We start from the raw sequence: 18302 nt of genomic DNA on the forward strand, positions 1-18302 counted from the left end.
CAGGATCATCGCTATCACCGGCCCGCGCCGGGCATGGACCTTCAGGGCCGGCTCTCGCCCTTCTGGCGCGGCCTGTCGGAACTGATCTGGCGGCTGGAGCACGGGTTCGAGCGCGCCCGCGCCGACGCCCGACCGGAAGAAGACACCCGCGTCCGCATCTTCCTGATCCTGATCGTCTTCTCGTGCGTCTTCGCCGGTCTGGCCATAGGCGCCTCGTACAAGGCCCTGTTCGGCGAGGCGGGCGGTCGTTGGGCCGGCGCCAATCCGAACGCCCTGGTGCGCGGCGACCTGACTGATCGCAACGGCGAGCTGCTGGCGACCAATATCGTCCACTACGGCCTCTATCTGGATCCGGCCGAGATCTGGGATCGCGACCTGGCCTTCCGCCAGCTGCGCCGCGCCCTGCCGCGCCTGCCGGCCGCCCGGCTGCGCAAGGTGCTGAACGGGGATCGGCGCCTGATCGCGCTGACCGGACTGACGCCGCAGGAGAAGGCGGCGGTTCACGACCTGGCTCTGGGCGGCGTGACGTTCGAGCCCGAGGATCGCCGCGCCTATCCACTGGGAACCTCGGCCGTCCACCTGATCGGCGACGCCGACACGGGCGGGCAGGGGATTTCCGGCGCCGAGCTGGCCTTCAACGACGAAATCCGCGCGGCCGGCCAGCGGGGCGAAAGCTTCCCTCTGTCGATAGATCTGCGGATCCAGGGCGTGGTCGAGAACGAACTGGCCGCTGCGGCGATCGAGCACCAGGCCAAAGGCGCGGTCGCCATCGTCACCGACGTCCAGACCGGCGAGGTTCTGGGCATGGCCAGCTGGCCGAACTTCACCCAGTCTGACCGCAAGGCTGCGCCGGACGGCGCGACCCTGAACCGCGCCGTCTCGGGCCATTATGAGATGGGGTCGGTGTTCAAGACCTTCACCGTCGCCGCCGGGCTCGATACCGGGCGGGCCGACATGAGCACCCTGTTCGACGCTTCAGAAGCCTTCCAGATCGGCGATCGCAAGATCAAGGACTTCCACGCCCAGAACCGGATCATGACGCTGGAGGAGGTCTATCTCCATTCGTCCAACATCGGCACCTCGCAGTTGGCGGTGCAGATGGGGCCGGACACGATGCGCGACTATTTCCGCCGTCTGGGCCTGTTGGACGCCGCCGGGATCGAGCTGAAGGAATCCGCCCGCCCGGTCCTGCCGCGTCGCTGGGACAACTCGACCCTGGCCTCCCTGTCCTTCGGCTATGGCATCATGATCACCCCGGCCCAGATGGTTCAGGTCATGGGCGCCCTGACGAACGGCGGGCGGATGGTGCCCCTGTCGCTGCGGCGCGGCGGCGCGCGGGGCGTCCAGCCGCAGCAGATCGTCACCGAGGAAACCTCGCGCGCCATCCTTGAGCTGATGCGCGCCAATGTGGTGCGGGGTTCGGGCGGGTTCGCCGATGCGCCTGGTCTGCGTGTCGGCGGCAAGACCGGTTCGGCCAACAAGCTGGTCAACGGCCGTTACGATCCCAGCCACGCCCTGGGCTCCTTCGCCGCCGTCTTCCCGGTGGACGGGCCGCTGAACGGCAAACGCTACGCCGTCTTTGTGCTGATGGACGAGCCGGGGACCTATCCCAAGACCGGCGCCTATGTGGCCGCGCCCGCCGTGCGCAACATCGCCGACCGGATCGCCGGCTTCCTGGGCGTCGAGCGCCGCGCCGACCGCTGGCGCACGGCCACCGGCGAGAAGATCCCGGAATATCAGGACGTGCAGGGGGACGGCCTGTGAGCGCGCTCCACCTGTCCGATCTGCTGCGCCGCGACCTGGCGTCCGATCCCGTCATCACTGGCGTGACCGCCGACAGCCGCAAGGTCGCGCCCGGCGCCCTGTTCGTCGCCCTGCCGGGCACGACCGCGGACGGCCGCGCCTTCATCCCTCAAGCCCTGGCCCAGGGGGCGGCGGCCGTGCTGGCTCCCAGCGACACCCCGGACAGCGCCGCCCCGGTGCTGGTCACCTCGGGCGACGTGCGTCGGGCCTACGCCGTCGCCGCGCGCGGCTTCTACGGCGTCCAGCCCAAGACCTGCGTGGCGGTGACGGGCACCAACGGCAAGACCTCGGTCGCCGCCTTCTGCCGCCAGATCTGGGCCGGCCTGGGCCACAAGTCGGCCAGCATGGGCACCCTGGGCGTCGTCGGCCAGAAGGGCGACAAGACCTACGCCCTGACCGGCCCCGGCCTGACCAGCCCCGACGCCGCCGAGGCCGCCCGCCTGATGGCCGAGCTGGCCGCCAAGGACGTGACTCATGTGGCGGTCGAGGCCTCGTCCCACGGCATCGACCAGCGGCGTCTGGACGGGGTGGCGCTGAAGGCGGCGGCCTTCACCAACCTGACCCAGGATCATCTCGATTATCACGGCACGATGGAGGACTATCGCGCCGCCAAGCTGCGTCTTTTCGAGGCCCTGCTGCCGCGCGGGCGGACGGCGGTGCTGAACGCCGATTCCGACGCCTATTCCGCCTTCGCCGCCGCCTCGATCATGGCCGGATTGGGCGTGATGGGCGTGGGCGAGCGCGGGCGCGACCTGGCCCTGATCGGCCGCCAGGCGACGCCGGAAGGCCAGCGCCTGACCCTGGACGTGCGCGGCGATGTTCGCGACATCCTGCTGCCGCTGGCCGGCGCCTTCCAGGCCTCGAACGCCCTGGTGGCGGCGGGCCTGTGCATCGCGGCCGGCGACCGGCCCGACGCGGTGATCGGCGCCCTGGAAGGCCTGACCGGCGCGCAAGGCCGGCTGCAACGGATCGGTGCCGAGACGGGACGCGGCGAGGTCTATGTCGACTACGCCCATACGCCGGACGGGTTGGAGACGGTGCTGACCGCCTTGAGGCCCCATGCGACCGGCCGTCTGATCGTGGTCTTCGGCGCCGGCGGCGACCGGGATCGCGGCAAACGGCCCCTGATGGGCGAGATCGCCGCGCGTCTGGCCGACGTCGCCATCGTCACCGACGACAATCCCCGCTCGGAAGACCCCGCCTCGATCCGCGCCCAGGTCCGCGCCGGCTGCCCGGATGCGCTCGAGATCGGCGACCGTCGCGCGGCCATCGAGGCGGCGATCGAAATGATGCGCGACGGGGATGTGGTGGTGATCGCCGGAAAAGGGCATGAACAGGGTCAGATCGTCGGCGGCGTCACCCACCCGTTCGACGACGCCACTGTCGCGTCCGAGGCCCTGTCGCTGAATGCCTGATCCATCCGCCCGCCCGCTCTGGACGGTCGCCGAAGTCGCCGCCGCCACGGGCGGCGCGCTGCACGGCGACGACCGCCCCGTTACGGGCCTGACCTACAACAGCCGCGAAATCGTCCCCGGCGACCTGTTCCTGGCCCTGAAGGGCGCGCGCGACGGGCATGAGTTCGCGCCCGGCGCCTTCGCCGCCGGCGCCGCAGCCGCCCTTGTCGAACACGCCGTCGAGGGCGGGGCCTATGTGGTCGTGCCGGACACCCTGCACGGCCTCGAAGCCCTGGGCGTCGCCGCCCGCGAGCGCGCGCCCCACGTCAAGCGCGGCGCCGTCACCGGCAGCGTCGGCAAGACCAGCGTGACCCAGGCGATCAAGGCGGGCCTGGACCTGGCCGGTCCCGCCCACGCCTCGATCAAGAGCTACAACAACCATATCGGCGTGCCCCTGACCCTGGCGCGGATGCCGGTCGAGACCCAGCGCGCCGTGTTCGAGATCGGCATGAACGCCCCCGGCGAGATCGCGCCCCTGTCGAAGTTCGTCGCGCCCCATGCGGCCTGCGTCACCACCGTCGGCCCGGTCCATATCGAGGCCTTCGCCGACGGCGAGGCGGGCGTGGCGCGCGAAAAGGCCGCCATCTTCCAGGGCCTGGTCCCCGGCGGGACGGCGGTGGCGAACGGCGACGTGGCCTTCTCCGGCCTGCTGTGCGATGCGGCCCGGGCGGTCGGGGCGCGGCTGGTCACCTTCGGGACCGATCCGGGTCATGACGCCCGCCTCAAGGACTTCCGCCCGGACGCCGAAGGGGCGACGGTCACGGCCGAGCTGTTCGGTCGGCCGCTGGAGTATCGACTGGCCCAGTCCGGCGCCCACTGGGGGCTGAACAGCCTTTGCGTCCTGCTGATGCTGGACGCCCTCGACGTCGAACTGGAGACGGGGCTGCAGGCCTTGGCCGGGTTCCAGCCGCTGGCCGGACGAGGCCAGACCCGCACCGTCGCCGTCCCCGGCGGCGCCTTCACCCTGATCGACGAGAGCTATAACGCCAATCCCCTGTCGATGACGGCGGGCTTCAAGAGCCTGGGCGCCCGCGCCGCGACCGGCCGCCGCATCGTGGTCCTGACCGACATGCTGGAGCTGGGCGACCAGAGCCCCGCCCTGCACGAAGGCCTGGCCCAGCCCATCGAGGCCGCCGGTCTGGATCTGGTCCATGCGGCGGGCCCCGAGATGCGGCGCCTGTACGACGCCCTGCCGGTTTCGCGACGCGGCCTGTGGCGCGAAACCGCCGCCGAACTCGCCGCCGAGGCGTCCGTGCTGGCGGCGGCCGGCGATATCGTCATGGTCAAGGGATCGAACGGATCCAAGGCGTCTCTGGTCGCCAAGGCCCTGGCCGAGCTGCAAACCGCCCCTTCAAGCCCTGACACGCCGTCCGCGACCCGATAGAGACCCCCGCATGTTCTATCTTCTGTATCTCTATTACGCCGACGTCGCGCATCAGTACCCGCTGCTGAACCTGATCCAGTATCAGACCGTCCGCACCGCCCTGGCCCTGGCCACGGCGGCCATCGTGGCGGCGGCCATGGGCAGCCGGTTCATCAACTGGATCCGCACGAAACAGGGCAAGGGCCAGCCGATCCGCGACGACGGTCCGGTCTCCCATCTGTCCAAGGTCGGCACCCCCACCATGGGCGGGCTGATGATCCTGGCCGGCATCGGCGTGGCGGTCTTCCTGTGGGGCGACCTGACCAACCCCTATATCTGGATCGTCTCGGGCGTGACGGCGGCCTTCGGGGTGCTGGGCTTCATCGACGACTACGCCAAGGTGACGAAACAGACCTCGGCCGGCCTGACCTCGAAACAGAAACTGCTGGCCCAGACGGTGGTGGCGGTGATCGCCGGGGTGCTGACCGTGCTGTGGATGACGGCCTCGCCGACCTCGCCGGGTCTTGAGACCTCGATCGCCTTCCCCTTCTTCAAGGCCGTGCTGCTGAACATCGGCTGGTTCTATGTGGCCTTCGCCGCCTTCACCATCGTCGGCTTCTCCAACGCCGTGAACCTGACCGACGGTCTGGACGGGCTGGCGACGGTGCCGGTGATGATGGCGGCGGGGGCGTTCGGCCTGATCTCTTATCTGGCCGGCAACTTCGTCTTCGCCCAGTATCTGCAGGTCCACCATGTGCCGGGCGCCGGCGAACTGGCCATCTTCTGCGCCGCCATGATCGGCGGGGGCGCGGGCTTCCTCTGGTACAACGCCCCGCCGGCCAAGATCTTCATGGGCGACACCGGCTCCCTGGCCCTCGGCGGCGCCCTGGGGGCCATCGCCGTCACGACCAAGCACGAGCTGGTGCTGGGCATCGTCGGCGGCCTGTTCGTGATGGAGGCCGCCTCGGTCATGATCCAGGTCGGCTATTACAAGCTGACCAAGAAACGCATCTTCCTGATGGCCCCGATTCACCACCATTTCGAAAAGATGGGCTGGCCGGAATCGACCGTCGTCATCCGGTTCTGGATCATAGCCGGCGCCCTGGCTCTGATCGGCCTGTCGACGCTGAAGCTGCGTTGATCCGATGATCCCCGTCCCCGGCTATGAGGGCAGGCGGGTCGCGGTCTTCGGCCTGGGACGGTCGGGGATCACGGCGGCGCGCGCACTGAAGGCCGGGGGCGCGATCCCCGTCCTGTGGGACGACGGCGTCTCGGGCCGGCTTCAGGCCCAGGCCGAGGGGTTCGTCGTCGAGGATCTGACGACCGCCGACTGGTCCGGCTTCGCCGCCCTGGTCCTGTCGCCCGGCGCGCCCCTGACCCATCCCAAGCCGCACTGGACCGTGGACAAGGCGCGCGAGGCCGGCGTGCCGGTCGTCGGCGACATCGAACTGTTCGCCCGCGCACTGGACGCCCTGCCGGAAGACCGGCGTCCGACGGTTATCGCCATCACCGGCACCAATGGCAAATCCACCACCACGGCCCTGATCGGCTGGGTGCTGCAGCAGGCCGGCCTGACCGTCTATGTCGGCGGCAATATCGGCATCGGCGTCCTTGCCCTGCCCGAGCCGACGCCGGGCGCCGTCTATGTGATCGAGGTCTCCAGCTATCAGCTGGACCTGACGACCCGTTTCGCCCCGGACGTGGCGATCCTGACCAATGTCTCGCCTGACCATCTGGACCGTCACGGCGGGATGGAGGGCTATGTCGCCGCCAAGCGGCGGATCTTCGCCGCCCAGGGGCCGGACGCCGTGGCCCTGGTCGGCGTGGACGAAGACTGGGGGCAGGGGATTGGCGAAACCCTCTCCGACGGCGGCCGCCCCATCACCCGCATCTCCACCCTTCCTTCTCCCCTTGCGGGAGAAGGTGGCTCGCGAAGCGAGACGGATGAGGGGTTGCTCCCGCCTCCACCGTCCTCCGCCGTCGAGGCTGAACCGACCCCTCATCCGAGCCCTTCGGGCCCACCTTCTCCCGCAAGGGGAGAAGGCTATGTGGCGCGGGCCGGGCAGATCTTCCGCGACGGTCATCTGATCGCCGACCTCTCCGCCGCCCGCTCGCTCCCCGGCCGCCACAACGCCCAGAACGCCGCCTTCGCCTATGCCGCCGCGCGGGCATTGGGCGTATCGCATGACGCCGCCGTCAAAGGCCTGCTGACCTTCCCCGGCCTGGCCCACCGGATGGAGGCCGTCGGCCATATCGGTCCGGTCCGCTTCATCAACGACTCCAAGGCCACCAACGCCGACGCCGCGCGTCAGGCCCTGTCCTCCTATTCCAAGGTCTTCTGGATCGCGGGCGGCAAGCCCAAGGACGGCGGCATCGACGACCTGACCGACCTCTTCCCGCGCGTGGCCAAGGCCTATCTGATCGGAGACGCCGCAGAGGCGTTCGCCACGACGCTTTCCGCGAAGGGGGGCGACACGCCCCACGTCATCTCAAAGACCATGGACGCCGCCGTCGCCGCCGCCGCCGCAGACGCCCAGGCTGCGGGCGGCGACCAGATCGTGCTACTGTCGCCCGCCTGCGCCAGTTTCGACCAGTTCCCCGACTTCGAGGCGCGGGGCGAGGCCTTCCGCGCCGCCGTGCTGGCCCTCGGCGCAACCCCGGAGACAGCCCGATGAGCGCCTCCTACACCCCCGCCTTCTCCCGCAACGACCAGAGCCCGGTCGCCCAGTGGTTCTGGACCGTGGATCGCGGCCTGCTGGGCGCGGCCCTGGCGCTGATGGGGCTTGGGGTCGCGCTCAGCTTCGCCTCCAGCCCGGCCGCCATCCTGGCCGATGAATCGATCACCGACCCCTTCCACTATTCGTGGCGGATGATGGTCTTCTCGGGCCTGGGCCTGACCCTGATGCTGACCAGTTCGCTGCTGTCGCCGCGCGGGGTGCGGCGCATCGCCGTCCTGGCCCTGTTCGGCGCCATCCTCGTGATGATGGCCCTGCCCTTCATCGGCGACACGGTGAAGGGCGCTGCGCGCTGGGTGAATTTCGGCCCCTTCAGCCTGCAACCGTCCGAGTTCGCCAAGCCCGGCCTGATCGTCTTCGCCGCCTGGATGTTCGCCGAGGCGCAGAAGGGGCAGGGGGTGCCCGGCGTGACCATCGCCTTCGGCTTCTACGCCCTGACCGTCTGCCTGCTGCTGATCCAGCCGGACATCGGCCAGACCCTGCTGATCACCACCACCTTCATGGCCGTCTTCTTCATGGCCGGGGTGCCGTTCAAGTGGATGGCGGTCCTGGCCAGCGCGGGCATGGCCGGCCTGGTCTCCCTCTATTTCGTCTTCGGCCACATGCGCGACCGTCTCAGCCGCTTCTTCTCGCCCGACACCACCGACACCCATCAGATCGACGCCGCCGCAGAGGCCATTCGCGCCGGCGGCCTGGTCGGACGCGGGGTGGGCGAGGGGGTGATGAAGCGCCGGGTGCCCGACCTGCACACCGACTTCATCTATTCGGTCGGCGCCGAGGAGTTCGGCCTGGTGCTCAGCCTGATCATGATCGGCCTCTACGCCTTCATCGTGGTGCGCGGCATGCGCCGGGCCATGAAGCTGACCGACCCGTTCGAGCAGACGGCGGCGGCCGGGCTGTTTATGCTGATCGGGCTTCAGGCCTGTATCAATGTGGCGGTGAACCTGAACCTGATCCCGACCAAGGGCATGACCCTGCCCTTCATCAGCTACGGCGGTTCGTCCATGATCGCCATGGGCCTGACCATGGGCTTCGCCCTGGCCCTGACCCGTCGCCGCCCGGGGGCGTATGAGCCTGGCGCCAGCCTGGCGCGGCCGGGACGGCGGTTGCTGTAAGCGGCTTTCTTCTTTCGTCATCCTCCGGCAAGCCGCGTCTTCGCGGCGCAGACCGGGGGACCCAGCGGCGCCGAAGGCGATGCAGCCGCCGCACGACGGTTGAGATCTCGTCCGCGACAGGTTCGCGCTATCGCGCGCCGCTAGGTCCCCCGATCTCGCTACGCTCGTCGGAGGATGACGAAAGAGGGGGGCTCAAACGCGCATAATCTGGATCGCAAATCTCCGCCTTATCAAGGCGCTGACCACACCGAACCGCCTTCTCCTCACCGCCCTCCAAAACCATGCCATCCTGTCGCCTTCGAAGGTGGAGGACCAAGGGCGTAGTTTCAGACTATTCAAACGGCACGTGGCGCTTTTGGCGCCTTGTCACCCTGTTTTCGTGACACGCCCCCCGTGTCCCTGCGGCCAATTGAGCCTATGCAGACCCAGCCTTTCGGAGACCGCCCCTGATGTCCAAACTCTGCGTCGTCGCCGCCGGTGGAACCGGCGGCCACATGTTCCCGGCCGAGGCCCTGGCGCGGGAACTGGCCGCGCGCGGCTGGCGCGTGGTGCTGGCGACCGATCATCGCGGCGAGCAATACGCCCACGCCTTCCCGGCCGAAGAACGGCTGGCCCTGGACGCGGCGACCGGCGCTGGCCCGCTGGGTCTGATCAAGGCGGGCGTGGCCATCTTCAGGGGGGTGATGCAGGCGCGCGCGGCCTTCGACCGGCTGGGCGCCGACGTGGTGGTGGGCTTCGGCGGCTATCCCTCGGCCCCGGCCCTGGTGGCGGCGGTGACGTCGCAGCGCCCGACCGTCATCCATGAACAGAACGCGGTCCTGGGCCGCACCAACCGCATCCTGGCCCCCTACGTGAACCAGGTCGCTTCGTCCTTCCCCACGCTGGAGCGGGCGCCGGCCAAGGTCCAGGGCCGGTCGCACGTCGTCGGCTCGCCGGTGCGGGCCGAGATCCGCACCCTGTTCGACCGCCCCTACGCCGCGCCGGTCGAGGGCGGCCCGATCCATGTCTTGGTGACCGGCGGCAGCCAGGGCGCCCGCATCCTGTCCGAGACCACGCCCCGCGCCCTGGCGGCCTTGCCCGAAGCCCTGCGCCGCCGCCTGAAGGTGCAGCAGCAGTCCCGGCCCGAAACCCTGGAGACCGCCCGCCAAGTCTATCTGGAAGCCGGGATCGAGGCCGAGGTCGCCCCCTTCTTCCGCGACATGGCCGAGCGACTGTCGAAGGCGCATCTGGTCGTGGGCCGTTCGGGCGCCTCGACCTGCGCCGAACTGGCCGTCGCGGCCCTGCCGTCGGTGCTGATCCCGCTGAAGATCGCCATGGACGACCACCAGCGGCTGAACGCCAAGGCCCTGGTCGACGCCGGGGCGGCCGAGATGGTGCTGGAAGACGACCTGACGGTTCAGGGCCTGACCGCGACGCTGGAGGGATTGCTGTCCAACCCGGCGCGTTTGTCCGCCATGTCGGCGGCGGCGCGTTCGGTCGCCATACCCGACGCGGCCGAACGCCTGGCCGATCTGGTGGAGGCGACGGCGGGAAACGGTCAACCGCAACGGATCTGATGCGTTAGGACGCTCATGCCTCCCGAAATCATCGCAGCCACCCGCCAGATCCGCGCCCTGTGGCGCCAGTTCGACTGGCTGCCCGAATGGGCGGTGATCGGCCTGGTCCTGCTGGTCTTCGTCGGCGGCGGCTGGCTGACGCACAAGATCGTCTTCGCCATTCTGCGCCGGGTGGTGAAGAACAAGGACGTCTTCTGGCGCGGGGCGGTCGAGCGCGCGCGGGTCAAGCTGCGGGTCCTGATCATCATCATCGGCATCGGCATCGGCGTGACCGTCTCGCCGATGGACCCCGGTCCGTCCCAGGACATCCGCAACATCCTGCAGTTCCTGTTCGTTCTGACCCTAGGCTGGCTGGCCTCGGGCCTGCTGGACATGTGGTCGGTGATGCACCTGAAGCGGTACAATATCGCCGTCGAGGACAATCTGCTCGCCCGCAAGCACCTGACCCAGACCCGCATCCTGCAACGGGTGGCCAAGGTGATCCTGTTCATCGTCACCGTCGGCCTTGCCCTGATGACGATCGCCGGCTTCCGCCAGTGGGGCGTCAGCCTTCTGGCCTCGGCCGGTGTGGTGGGCATCATCGCCGGTCTGGCGTTGCAGCCGATCCTGACGAACATGGTCGCCGGCATCCAGATCGCTCTGACCCAGCCGATCCGTCTGGACGACGCCGTCATTGTCGAGAACGAGTGGGGCAATGTCGAGGAAATCACCGCCACCTATGTGGTGGTCAAGCTCTGGGACTGGCGGCGAATGGTGCTGCCCCTGTCCTACTTCATCTCGACCCCGTTCCAGAACTGGACGCGCGAGAACGCCCGTCTGATCGGCACGGCCTTCTTCTACGTCGATTACGAGGCGCCGATCGACAAGCTGCGCGCGGCCTTCGAGGGCATCGTGAAGAGCTCGAAACTGTGGGACGGCGACGTCCAGGTCATGCAGGTGACGGATATCACCGAACGGGTGCTTCAGGTCCGCTGCCTGGCCAGCGCCCGCTCCGCCCCGGTGGCCTTCGACCTCCGCTGCGAGATCCGCGAGAAGCTGATGGCCTTCATGCGCGACCAATGCCGCGAAGCCCTGCCGCGCGACCGCCTGGAATGGCCGCAGGGGGAAGAGCGGCCGGTCAATCCGCCAGCGCCGCCTGCCCCCGACGGATTGCTTCGTCCAGCCTGATCGGCTTGCGAGCAGGACCATGTCCGCACGCCACAGCCAGCAGTTCCGCCGCGTCTCCGCCCGGCGCCGCCGCATAGGCCGGGGCGGGGTCTGCGGTCGCGGGGCCTTCGGTTCCGTCTTCGCGCAGGGACGCGAAGTCGAGCCGATCCGCCGTGTGCGCCCGGCAGTCGAAGGCCCAGCGGGACCATCCGCCGACATAGGTCACATCCCCGACCTTGAACCCCGCTTCCGTGACCTGAAGCTCGCGCATCCGGGCCGTATCGCCGTCGCGTTCGATCGAGGCGACATCGGCATAGATGGCGAACCGGCCGACGCCGGTCTCGACCAGTTGGGGATCGGCGAGTGCGAGCAGCAGGGCGATCATGCGACCAGTTTCTCCGCCTGGTGCAGATCCACGCTGACCAGCTGGCTCATGCCGCGTTCGGGCATGGTGACCCCGTACAGTCGGTCCATCCGGCTCATGGTGACGGGGTTGTGGGTGATGACGATGAAGCGGGTGTCCGTGCGGGACCGCATCTCGTGCAGCATCTTGCAGAACCGATCCACGTTCGCATCGTCCAGCGGGGCGTCCACCTCATCCAGCACGCAGACCGGCGCGGGGTTGGCCAGGAAGACGCCGAAGATCAGGGCGGCCGCCGTCAGGGCCTGTTCGCCGCCGCTCATCAGGCTCATGACCGACAGCCGTTTGCCGGGCGGGCAGGCGTATATCTCCAGCCCGGCCTCCAGCGGATCGTCGCTCTCGACCAGTTTCAGCTCGGCCTGGCCGCCGTCGAACAGGGCTTCGAACAGGGCCTTGAAGTTGGCGTTGATCACGTCGAAGGCGGCGATCAGCCGTTCCCGGCCTTCGGCGTTCAGTTCGTCGATGCCGTCGCGCAGCTTGGCGATGGCCTGGGTCAGGTCGATCCGCTCGGACCTCATGCTGTTCAACCGCTCGCCGTATTCGGCCGCCTCGTCCTCGGCGCGCAGGTTGACGGCGCCCAGGGCTTCGCGTTCGCGCTCCAGCCCGTATAGCAGGCTCTCGGCGCCGGCGGCGTCGGGCGGACGGGCCACGGCTTCGTCGGTCAGCTTGCGGGCTAGGTCTTCGGGCGACATCTGGGCGGTCTCACGCAAGGTCGCCTCGGCCTCGGTCAGTTTCTCGGCTGCGGCCTCGGCGCGAGCGGCCAGACCGGCGCGAGCCTCTCGGGCCTGGGACGCGGCGGCGTCGGCGGCGCGGGCGGCGCGATCAGCCTCCGTCGCGGCGGTCTCGGCTGTGGCCATGGCGTCGGACGAGGCCTGTTTGCGCTGTTCGGCGGCGGTCAGCGCATCCAGCAGCTTGCTGCGCTGTTCCGCAAAGCCCTGGGGCGCGACCTCGGCCTGTTTCAGCAGGGCGGCGGTCCGCTCGGCGTCCTTGGCCAGGGCGGAGACGCGGGCGGAGCTGTCCTTGGATCGGGCGATCCAGCCTTCGCGGGCGCGGGTCAGGCTGCCCAGGCGTTGTTCGCGGCCCTGGCGGTCGCGGGCCTCGGCGTCGCGGTCTGATCGGGCGGTCTGGGCGGCGATGCGAGCCGCGTCGGCGGCGGCGCGGGCGGCGGTCAAGTCGTCGTGCAGGCCGGCCAGGGTCTCGGATGGGGCGTCGACGGTCTGTGCGGCGGCCAGGGCGGCTTCGGCCTCGGCCACTTCGGCGGCCAGGCGCGCCAAGGCCTCGTCCAGGGCCTGGGCGCGGGCTTCGCGGCGGGTCTGGTCGCGCATCAGGCTTTCGACGCGGTCGCGGGCGGCGGTGACGGCCTTGTCGAGGGCGAAGGGTTTCAGGCGGGCGGTCTTGACCGTCTCCTCCGCCGCGCGGAAGGCCTCGGCCGTGGTCTTCTGCTGGGCCTGGGCCTGCTCAAGCGCCGGCTTGCCCTTGTCGATCTCGGTTTCCAGCTCGGCGAGCCGGGTGCGTTGGGCCAGACGGACGGCGGCGGGTCGGGGCGCCTCGGCCCGGCTGACGAAGCCGTCCCAGCGGAACAGGTCGCCCTCGGGCGTCGCCAGTCGGGCGCCGACCGGCAGGGAGCGGGCCAGTTCGGCCGCCTGGACGCGGGGCGCGACGCCGCACAGAGCCAGGCGGGCGGCCAGTTGCTCGGGGGCCTGGACGTGATCCGACAGGGGCTCGACGCCTGCGGGCCAGACCGGCGGGCGGGGCTCGGCGCCGCCCCAGTAGGCCGCGGCGCGGGCGTCCAGGGCCGCGTCCAGGTCTTCGCCAAGGGCGGCGGCGAGGGCGGCTTCATAGCCCCGGTCGGCGCGGACCTTGTCGAGGGCGGGGGGATGGTCGCGCTTGCCGCCGACCAGAAGCTGGGCCAGGCCGCGCGCCTCGGTCTGGAGCCGACCCAGCCGGTCTTCGGCGGCGCGGGCGGCGGTGCGGGCCTCTTGCTCGGCGCGGGCGAGGTCGCCGCGCTTGGCCTCCGCCGCCTCGACGGCTTCGCGGGCGGCGGTCAGTTCGGCCTGGGCGGTCTCCAGCGCCTGACGGGCGGCCTCCAGCTCGGGCGTCTCCAGCGGGCCAAGGGCCTCGCGTTCGCGCTTCGCCTGCTCCAGCTGCGCGGTGACGCGGGACAGACGGGTCTCTGCGTCTCGGCGGCGGGCGGCCTCTGCGTTGGCGCGGGCCTCGACGGCGGCCAGGGTTCCGGCCAGGCGTTCGACCTCGGCGTCGGCGGCCTTTCGAGCCTCCTCGGCGGCGGCCAAGGCCCTGTCCAGTTCGGGGCCGCGTTCGGGGGCGGCGGCGATCTCGGCCTGGAGACGGGTCAGTTCGTGGTCCAGCCGGTCCAGCTCGCGCCGGGCGTCGGCGGCCATATTGGTCTCGCGCTCGGTATCGGCGGCGATGCGCGCGGCCTCGGCCTTCAAGCGGTCCACCTCGGCGCGGGCGGCCTGTTCGGCCATGTCGAGGCGGTCGCGCTCCAGGCTAGCGCGGTGCAGCAGGGCGGACGCGACGGCGTCTTCTTCCCGCGCCGGCTTCAGCGCCTCCTGGGCGGCGAGGGCGGCGGTCTGGGCGGTCGCAGCAGCGGTGGTGGTCTCGGCCACCGCGCGGTCGGCGGCGCGCAGTTCCTCGGCGCCGGTTTCGGCCGCCATTTTGGCGTCGTTCCAGCGGGCGTAGAGCAGGGCGGCCTGGAGGGCGCGGATCTCGGCGGAGATCTTCTTGTATTTCTCGGCCTGGCGGGCCTCGCGCTTCAGCCGGTTCAGCGCGGTTTCCAGCTCGCGGCCGATGTCGTCGAGGCGGTCCAGATTGGTCTCGGCGGCCTTCAGGCGCAGTTCGGCCTCGTGGCGGCGGGTGTGCAGACCGGCGACGCCGCCCGCTTCTTCCAGGATACGACGGCGGTTCTGGGGCTTGGCGGCGATCAGTTCCGAGATCTGGCCCTGGCGGACCAGGGCGGGGGAGTTGGCGCCGGTCGAGGCGTCGGCGAACAGCAGTTGGACGTCGCGGGCGCGGACCTCTTTGCCGTTGATCCGGTAGGTCGAGCCCTGGCCCCGGTCGATGCGGCGCGAGACCTCAAGCACCGGGCTGTCGGTGAAGGGTTGGGGCGCGCGGCGCTGGGCGTTGTCGATGGTCAGCTGGACTTCGGCATGGCTGCGCGGGGGACGGCCCGAGGCGCCGGCGAAAATGACGTCGTCCATGCCCTGGCCGCGCATGGCCTTGGCCGAGTTGGCGCCCATGACCCAGCGCAGGCTTTCAAGGACGTTGGACTTGCCGCAGCCGTTGGGGCCGACGATGCCGGTCAGGCCGGATTCGATATGCACCTCCGCCGGGTCGACGAACGACTTAAAGCCGACGAGCCGGAGGCGCTGGAATTGCATCGGTCCTGGCGTTTACCGGCGCAGCAGCGGATCGACGGCGGCCGAGAGGGCCTCCAGCGAGTGTTCGGCGACGGGCTTGCCGTTGACGAAGAAGGCGGGCGTGCCCGCCACGCCGGCTTCCTGCGCCCCTTCGATCTGGGCCTGAAGCGCGACGCCGGTGGCGGGGTCGCTGAGGCAGGTCTCGATCTGTTCGCGCGTCTTGCCGCTGGCGGCCAGGCCGGCGTCGAACCAGGGCTTGGCGCCGGTGGTGCGCAGATTGGCCTGGTCGCGCATGAAGACTTCGGCGACGTCGAAATAGCGGCCGGGCGCGGCGCAGATGGCCACGGCCGCCGCGGCGGCGGCGACATTGGCCGGGGCGGTCGGCAGGTTGCGATGGACCAGCCGGACCTTGCCAGTGTCGATATAGCGGGCCTTGAAGGCCGGCAGGACGTCGTTGTGGAAGTCGGCGCAGTGCGAGCAGGTGAAGCTGGCGTATTCGATCACCGTCACCGGCGCGTCGGCCCGACCCAGGACATGATCCTGAGCCGTCACGGGCGGCGGGGGCTCGGCCGCGAAGGCCGGCCCCGCCAGCGCGGCGGTCAGGAGGGCGAAGGCGAGGACGGCGCGCCGGGTCATGACTTACTTCGCCAGTTCGGCGTCGATGGCCGTGGACAGGTCGGCTAGGCTGGCGCCTTCGCCGCCGGGGGTAATCACCTGGGTGTCGTTGACGTAGAAGGCGGGGGTGCCGGTCACGCCGGCGGTACGGGCGGCCTGGACGCGGGTCTCCATGGCGGCGACGGCGTCCTTGTCGGTGACGCAGTCGTTGAACTGCTGTTCCGACAGGCCGGCGGCCTGGGCGGTGCGCAGCAGCCAGTCGCGCGGCGTCGAGGTCAGCATCTCCTGCTGGGTGGCCATCAGCTGGTGGACGACGTCGAAATACTTGTCCGGGCCGGCGCAGCGGGCGACCAGGAAGCCGGCGGTGGCGGCGTCGACCGGCGGGGTCGGCAGTTCGCGGAAGACGTAGCGGACCTTGTTGGTGTCGACGTACTTGGCCTTGAACGCCGGCCAGGTGTTCTTCTGCCACAGGGCGCAGTGGGGGCAGGTGACCGAGGCGTATTCGACCACGGTGACCTTGGCGCCTTCCGGCGCGCCCAGGCCCATGTCGCCCTCGGCCGCGCCCTTGGAGCCGCCGCCGCAGGCGGCCAGAGCCATGGTCGCCATGGCGGCGCCGGTGATGGCCGCACGGCGGCTCATGCGGGCGAAGCGGGTTTCGAAGTTGGCCATGGGACTTCCTTGGTCGGAGCGTTGCCGGATGATCGCGCGATTCTCTCGGAACCACGGAACCCTAGATTAGTCGAGACTGGGTGCGGCTTTTTCCGGGCCGCGACTGTCTGATAACGCGAAGTTCGCGGGGATCAAAGATCGTTGGCCGTACGTCGCTCTGGTCGTTTCCTGTCCCGACTGAGCGTCAGCTCGATAAGGGTCGATCCGATCGAGACGATGAGGGCGAAGATGACGCCTGCGGGCGCCTTGTCCATCAAGGTCGTATCAAGCGGGATCAGGACTGCTGCGATGGTGAAGCCAATTCCGGCGCCCAGGAATGAGCCGACAAAAACCCTGAACCAATAGGCCTTTCGATTCTTGCCACGCCGATCCATCAGCCCATTTCCCTCACCCAGGTCGAAGAAGGTTTCCGCGGCGAAGATTTGTCAATCGCGGTCGTTTGAACGCGACAGGGTGGCGCGGCCCAGGCGGGCCAGGGCGGCGCGGAGTTCGTCGGGGACGTCGGCGATAGAGGCGGCCAGATCGGCCTCTGCTTCGGCGGCCAGGGGCGGGGGGATGGCGGCGCGTTTGGGGCGGGCGGCGGCCTCGGTCAGGGGTTTGATCGGGCCCTGGGCGATGCGGAGGCGGTCCACCGAACCCGCGCCGAGGAACAGGTTCACCCGGGCCAGGATGTCTTCGGACTGATGCTGGACCAGAAGCGCGGCGGCGCCGGCGACGCGCAGCTCCAGCACGCCGGGCTGGCCGGCCTTGCCCTTGGTCAGTTTCTGGGGGCGGGTGACGCGGGCCAGACGGTCGCCGACGATCTCGCGCCAGCGGGGTTCCAGCGCGCCGGCCCCGCGACCGAATTTCTCGTCCAGTTTCTTGATCAGCGGCGTCAGGGCCTTGCCGGCGCGCGGCGCCGGGCGCGGCGCCGGGCGGGTGCGGCGGCGCGACAGGATCTCGCGGACCTCGGCGTCTGTGGGCAGCGGGCGGCGCATGTTGCTATATAGCGTCATCCCATGCTCCCCGTCTCTCCCAACGTCTCTCTGATCCGTTCCGAATTGCTGGCCTGGTACGACGGCCATGCGCGCAGCCTGGCGTGGCGCGCGCCGCCGGGGGCGGAGAGGCGGACCGAGCCCTATCGGGTCTGGCTGTCGGAGGTGATGCTGCAGCAGACCACGACGCCGCATGCGACGCCCTATTTCCAGAGCTTCACCGCCCGCTGGCCGACGGTCTCGGATCTGGCGGCGGCCGAGGACGGGGCGGTGATGGCCGCCTGGGCGGGGCTGGGATATTACGCCCGGGCTCGCAATCTGCTGGCCTGCGCCAGGGCGGTGGCGGGCGAGCATGGCGGGGTGTTTCCGGATACGGAGGCGGGCTTGCTGGCCCTGCCGGGGGTGGGCGCCTATACGGCCGCGGCCGTGGCGGCCATCGCCTTTGATCGCCCGGCCAATGTGGTGGACGGCAATGTCGAGCGGGTCATGGCGCGGCTGTTCGCGGTCGAGACGCCGGTTCCAAAGGCCCGGCCCGAGTTGAAGCGGCTGGCGGGTCTGTTCGTCACCGATGAGAGTCCGGGGGATTGGGCTCAGGCGCTGATGGATCTGGGGGCGGCGGTGTGTCGGCCCAAGTCGCCGCTGTGCGGTCAGTGCCCGGCGGCGGACCAGTGTCTGGGCCGGGCCGGCGGGAGCCCCGAGCGGTTCCCGGTCAAACTGAAGAAGGCTGAGCGTCCGCATCGTCGGGGTTTCGCCTTCGTCATGATCGATCCCGACGGACAGGTGGCGCTGGAGCGGCGGCCGGACAAGGGGTTGCTGGGCGGGATGTTAGGCTTGCCGACGTCGGACTGGAGCGCCTCGCCGGATGCGATGCCGCCCGTGTCCGCCGACTGGCGCGAGGCGGGGGCGGTCGAGCATGTCTTCACCCATTTCAGCCTGACCCTGACGGTGCGCATGGCGCGGGTCGAGGCGGGTGGGGATTATCAGTGGCTGGCGCTCGAGGCGGCGCGGGCCGCCTTGCCGACCGTCTTCGCCAAGGCGCTGGATCGGGCCGGCGAACCGGCCCTGATCTGACGG

15 protein-coding genes are annotated in these 18302 nt (G+C 70.1%); 9 read left to right on the forward strand and 6 right to left on the reverse strand.

The features are described 5' to 3' along the window. Window positions 1-33 precede the first annotated feature (33 nt). The 8 genes from ACW170_RS08630 (at window position 34) to ACW170_RS08665 (ending at window position 11193) form a co-directional block, all read left to right on the forward strand. Complete coding sequence (locus ACW170_RS08630; RefSeq protein ID WP_492089159.1) at window positions 34-1764, forward strand: peptidoglycan D,D-transpeptidase FtsI family protein; 1731 nt, start codon at window positions 34-36, stop codon at window positions 1762-1764. Beyond that, the gene (locus ACW170_RS08635) at window positions 1761-3218 is read left to right on the forward strand and encodes a UDP-N-acetylmuramoyl-L-alanyl-D-glutamate--2,6-diaminopimelate ligase (RefSeq protein ID WP_492086329.1); all 1458 of its coding nucleotides are present in this window, start codon (window positions 1761-1763) and stop codon (window positions 3216-3218) included. The genes ACW170_RS08630 and ACW170_RS08635 overlap by 4 nt, the downstream gene beginning before the upstream one ends. After that, the gene (locus tag ACW170_RS08640; protein WP_492086330.1) at window positions 3211-4641 is read left to right on the forward strand and encodes a UDP-N-acetylmuramoyl-tripeptide--D-alanyl-D-alanine ligase; all 1431 of its coding nucleotides are present in this window, start codon (window positions 3211-3213) and stop codon (window positions 4639-4641) included. Before ACW170_RS08635 ends, ACW170_RS08640 begins: the two co-directional genes overlap by 8 nt. A 10-nt stretch (window positions 4642-4651) precedes the next feature. Next, a complete protein-coding gene (gene mraY, locus ACW170_RS08645) occupies window positions 4652-5761 on the forward strand; it encodes a phospho-N-acetylmuramoyl-pentapeptide-transferase (RefSeq protein ID WP_492086331.1) in 1110 nt (369 codons plus the stop codon). A 4-nt stretch (window positions 5762-5765) separates the two neighbouring features. After that, window positions 5766-7295: a Mur ligase family protein gene (locus tag ACW170_RS08650; RefSeq protein WP_492086332.1), complete on the forward strand. Its 1530-nt coding sequence runs from the start codon at window positions 5766-5768 to the stop codon at window positions 7293-7295. Next, the gene (locus ACW170_RS08655; protein WP_492086333.1) at window positions 7292-8470 is read left to right on the forward strand and encodes a peptidoglycan glycosyltransferase FtsW; all 1179 of its coding nucleotides are present in this window, start codon (window positions 7292-7294) and stop codon (window positions 8468-8470) included. The genes ACW170_RS08650 and ACW170_RS08655 overlap by 4 nt, the downstream gene beginning before the upstream one ends. A 449-nt stretch (window positions 8471-8919) precedes the next feature. Then, window positions 8920-10026: an undecaprenyldiphospho-muramoylpentapeptide beta-N-acetylglucosaminyltransferase gene (gene murG / locus ACW170_RS08660; RefSeq protein WP_492086334.1), complete on the forward strand. Its 1107-nt coding sequence runs from the start codon at window positions 8920-8922 to the stop codon at window positions 10024-10026. Window positions 10027-10041: 15 nt separating this feature from the next. Then, window positions 10042-11193, forward strand: a complete 1152-nt coding sequence (locus ACW170_RS08665) for a mechanosensitive ion channel family protein (RefSeq protein ID WP_492086335.1) — start codon at window positions 10042-10044, stop codon at window positions 11191-11193. Here ACW170_RS08665 and ACW170_RS08670 read toward each other — a convergent pair. The 6 genes from ACW170_RS08670 to ACW170_RS08695 form a co-directional block, all read right to left on the reverse strand. Next, a complete protein-coding gene (locus tag ACW170_RS08670) occupies window positions 11144-11557 on the reverse strand; it encodes a surface-adhesin E family protein (RefSeq protein ID WP_492086336.1) in 414 nt (137 codons plus the stop codon). The two genes, ACW170_RS08665 and ACW170_RS08670, sit on opposite strands and share 50 nt — an antisense overlap. Continuing rightward, window positions 11554-14991 carry an AAA family ATPase gene (locus tag ACW170_RS08675; protein WP_492086337.1) on the reverse strand — a complete coding sequence of 1146 codons (3438 nt, stop codon included), beginning with the start codon at window positions 14989-14991 and terminating at the stop codon, window positions 11554-11556. The genes ACW170_RS08670 and ACW170_RS08675 overlap by 4 nt, the downstream gene beginning before the upstream one ends. Before the next feature lie 12 nt (window positions 14992-15003). After that, a complete protein-coding gene (locus ACW170_RS08680) occupies window positions 15004-15606 on the reverse strand; it encodes a thioredoxin domain-containing protein (RefSeq protein ID WP_492086338.1) in 603 nt (200 codons plus the stop codon). 3 nt (window positions 15607-15609) lie between these two features. Then, entirely contained in the window at window positions 15610-16254 is a 645-nt protein-coding gene (locus ACW170_RS08685; protein ID WP_492086339.1) for a DsbA family protein, read from the reverse strand. 131 nt (window positions 16255-16385) lie between these two features. Next, window positions 16386-16628: a hypothetical protein gene (locus ACW170_RS08690; protein ID WP_492086340.1), complete on the reverse strand. Its 243-nt coding sequence runs from the start codon at window positions 16626-16628 to the stop codon at window positions 16386-16388. A gap of 51 nt (window positions 16629-16679) precedes the next feature. Continuing rightward, window positions 16680-17231, reverse strand: coding sequence for a DUF721 domain-containing protein (locus tag ACW170_RS08695; RefSeq protein ID WP_492089160.1), 552 nt, complete (start codon window positions 17229-17231; stop codon window positions 16680-16682). A gap of 21 nt (window positions 17232-17252) precedes the next feature. On the opposite strand from ACW170_RS08695, the gene mutY reads away from it, so the two are divergent. Continuing rightward, entirely contained in the window at window positions 17253-18299 is a 1047-nt protein-coding gene (gene mutY, locus ACW170_RS08700) for an A/G-specific adenine glycosylase (RefSeq protein ID WP_492086341.1), read from the forward strand. Window positions 18300-18302 lie beyond the last annotated feature (3 nt).

Source organism: Brevundimonas sp. FV2ps16 (genome assembly GCF_058681075.1).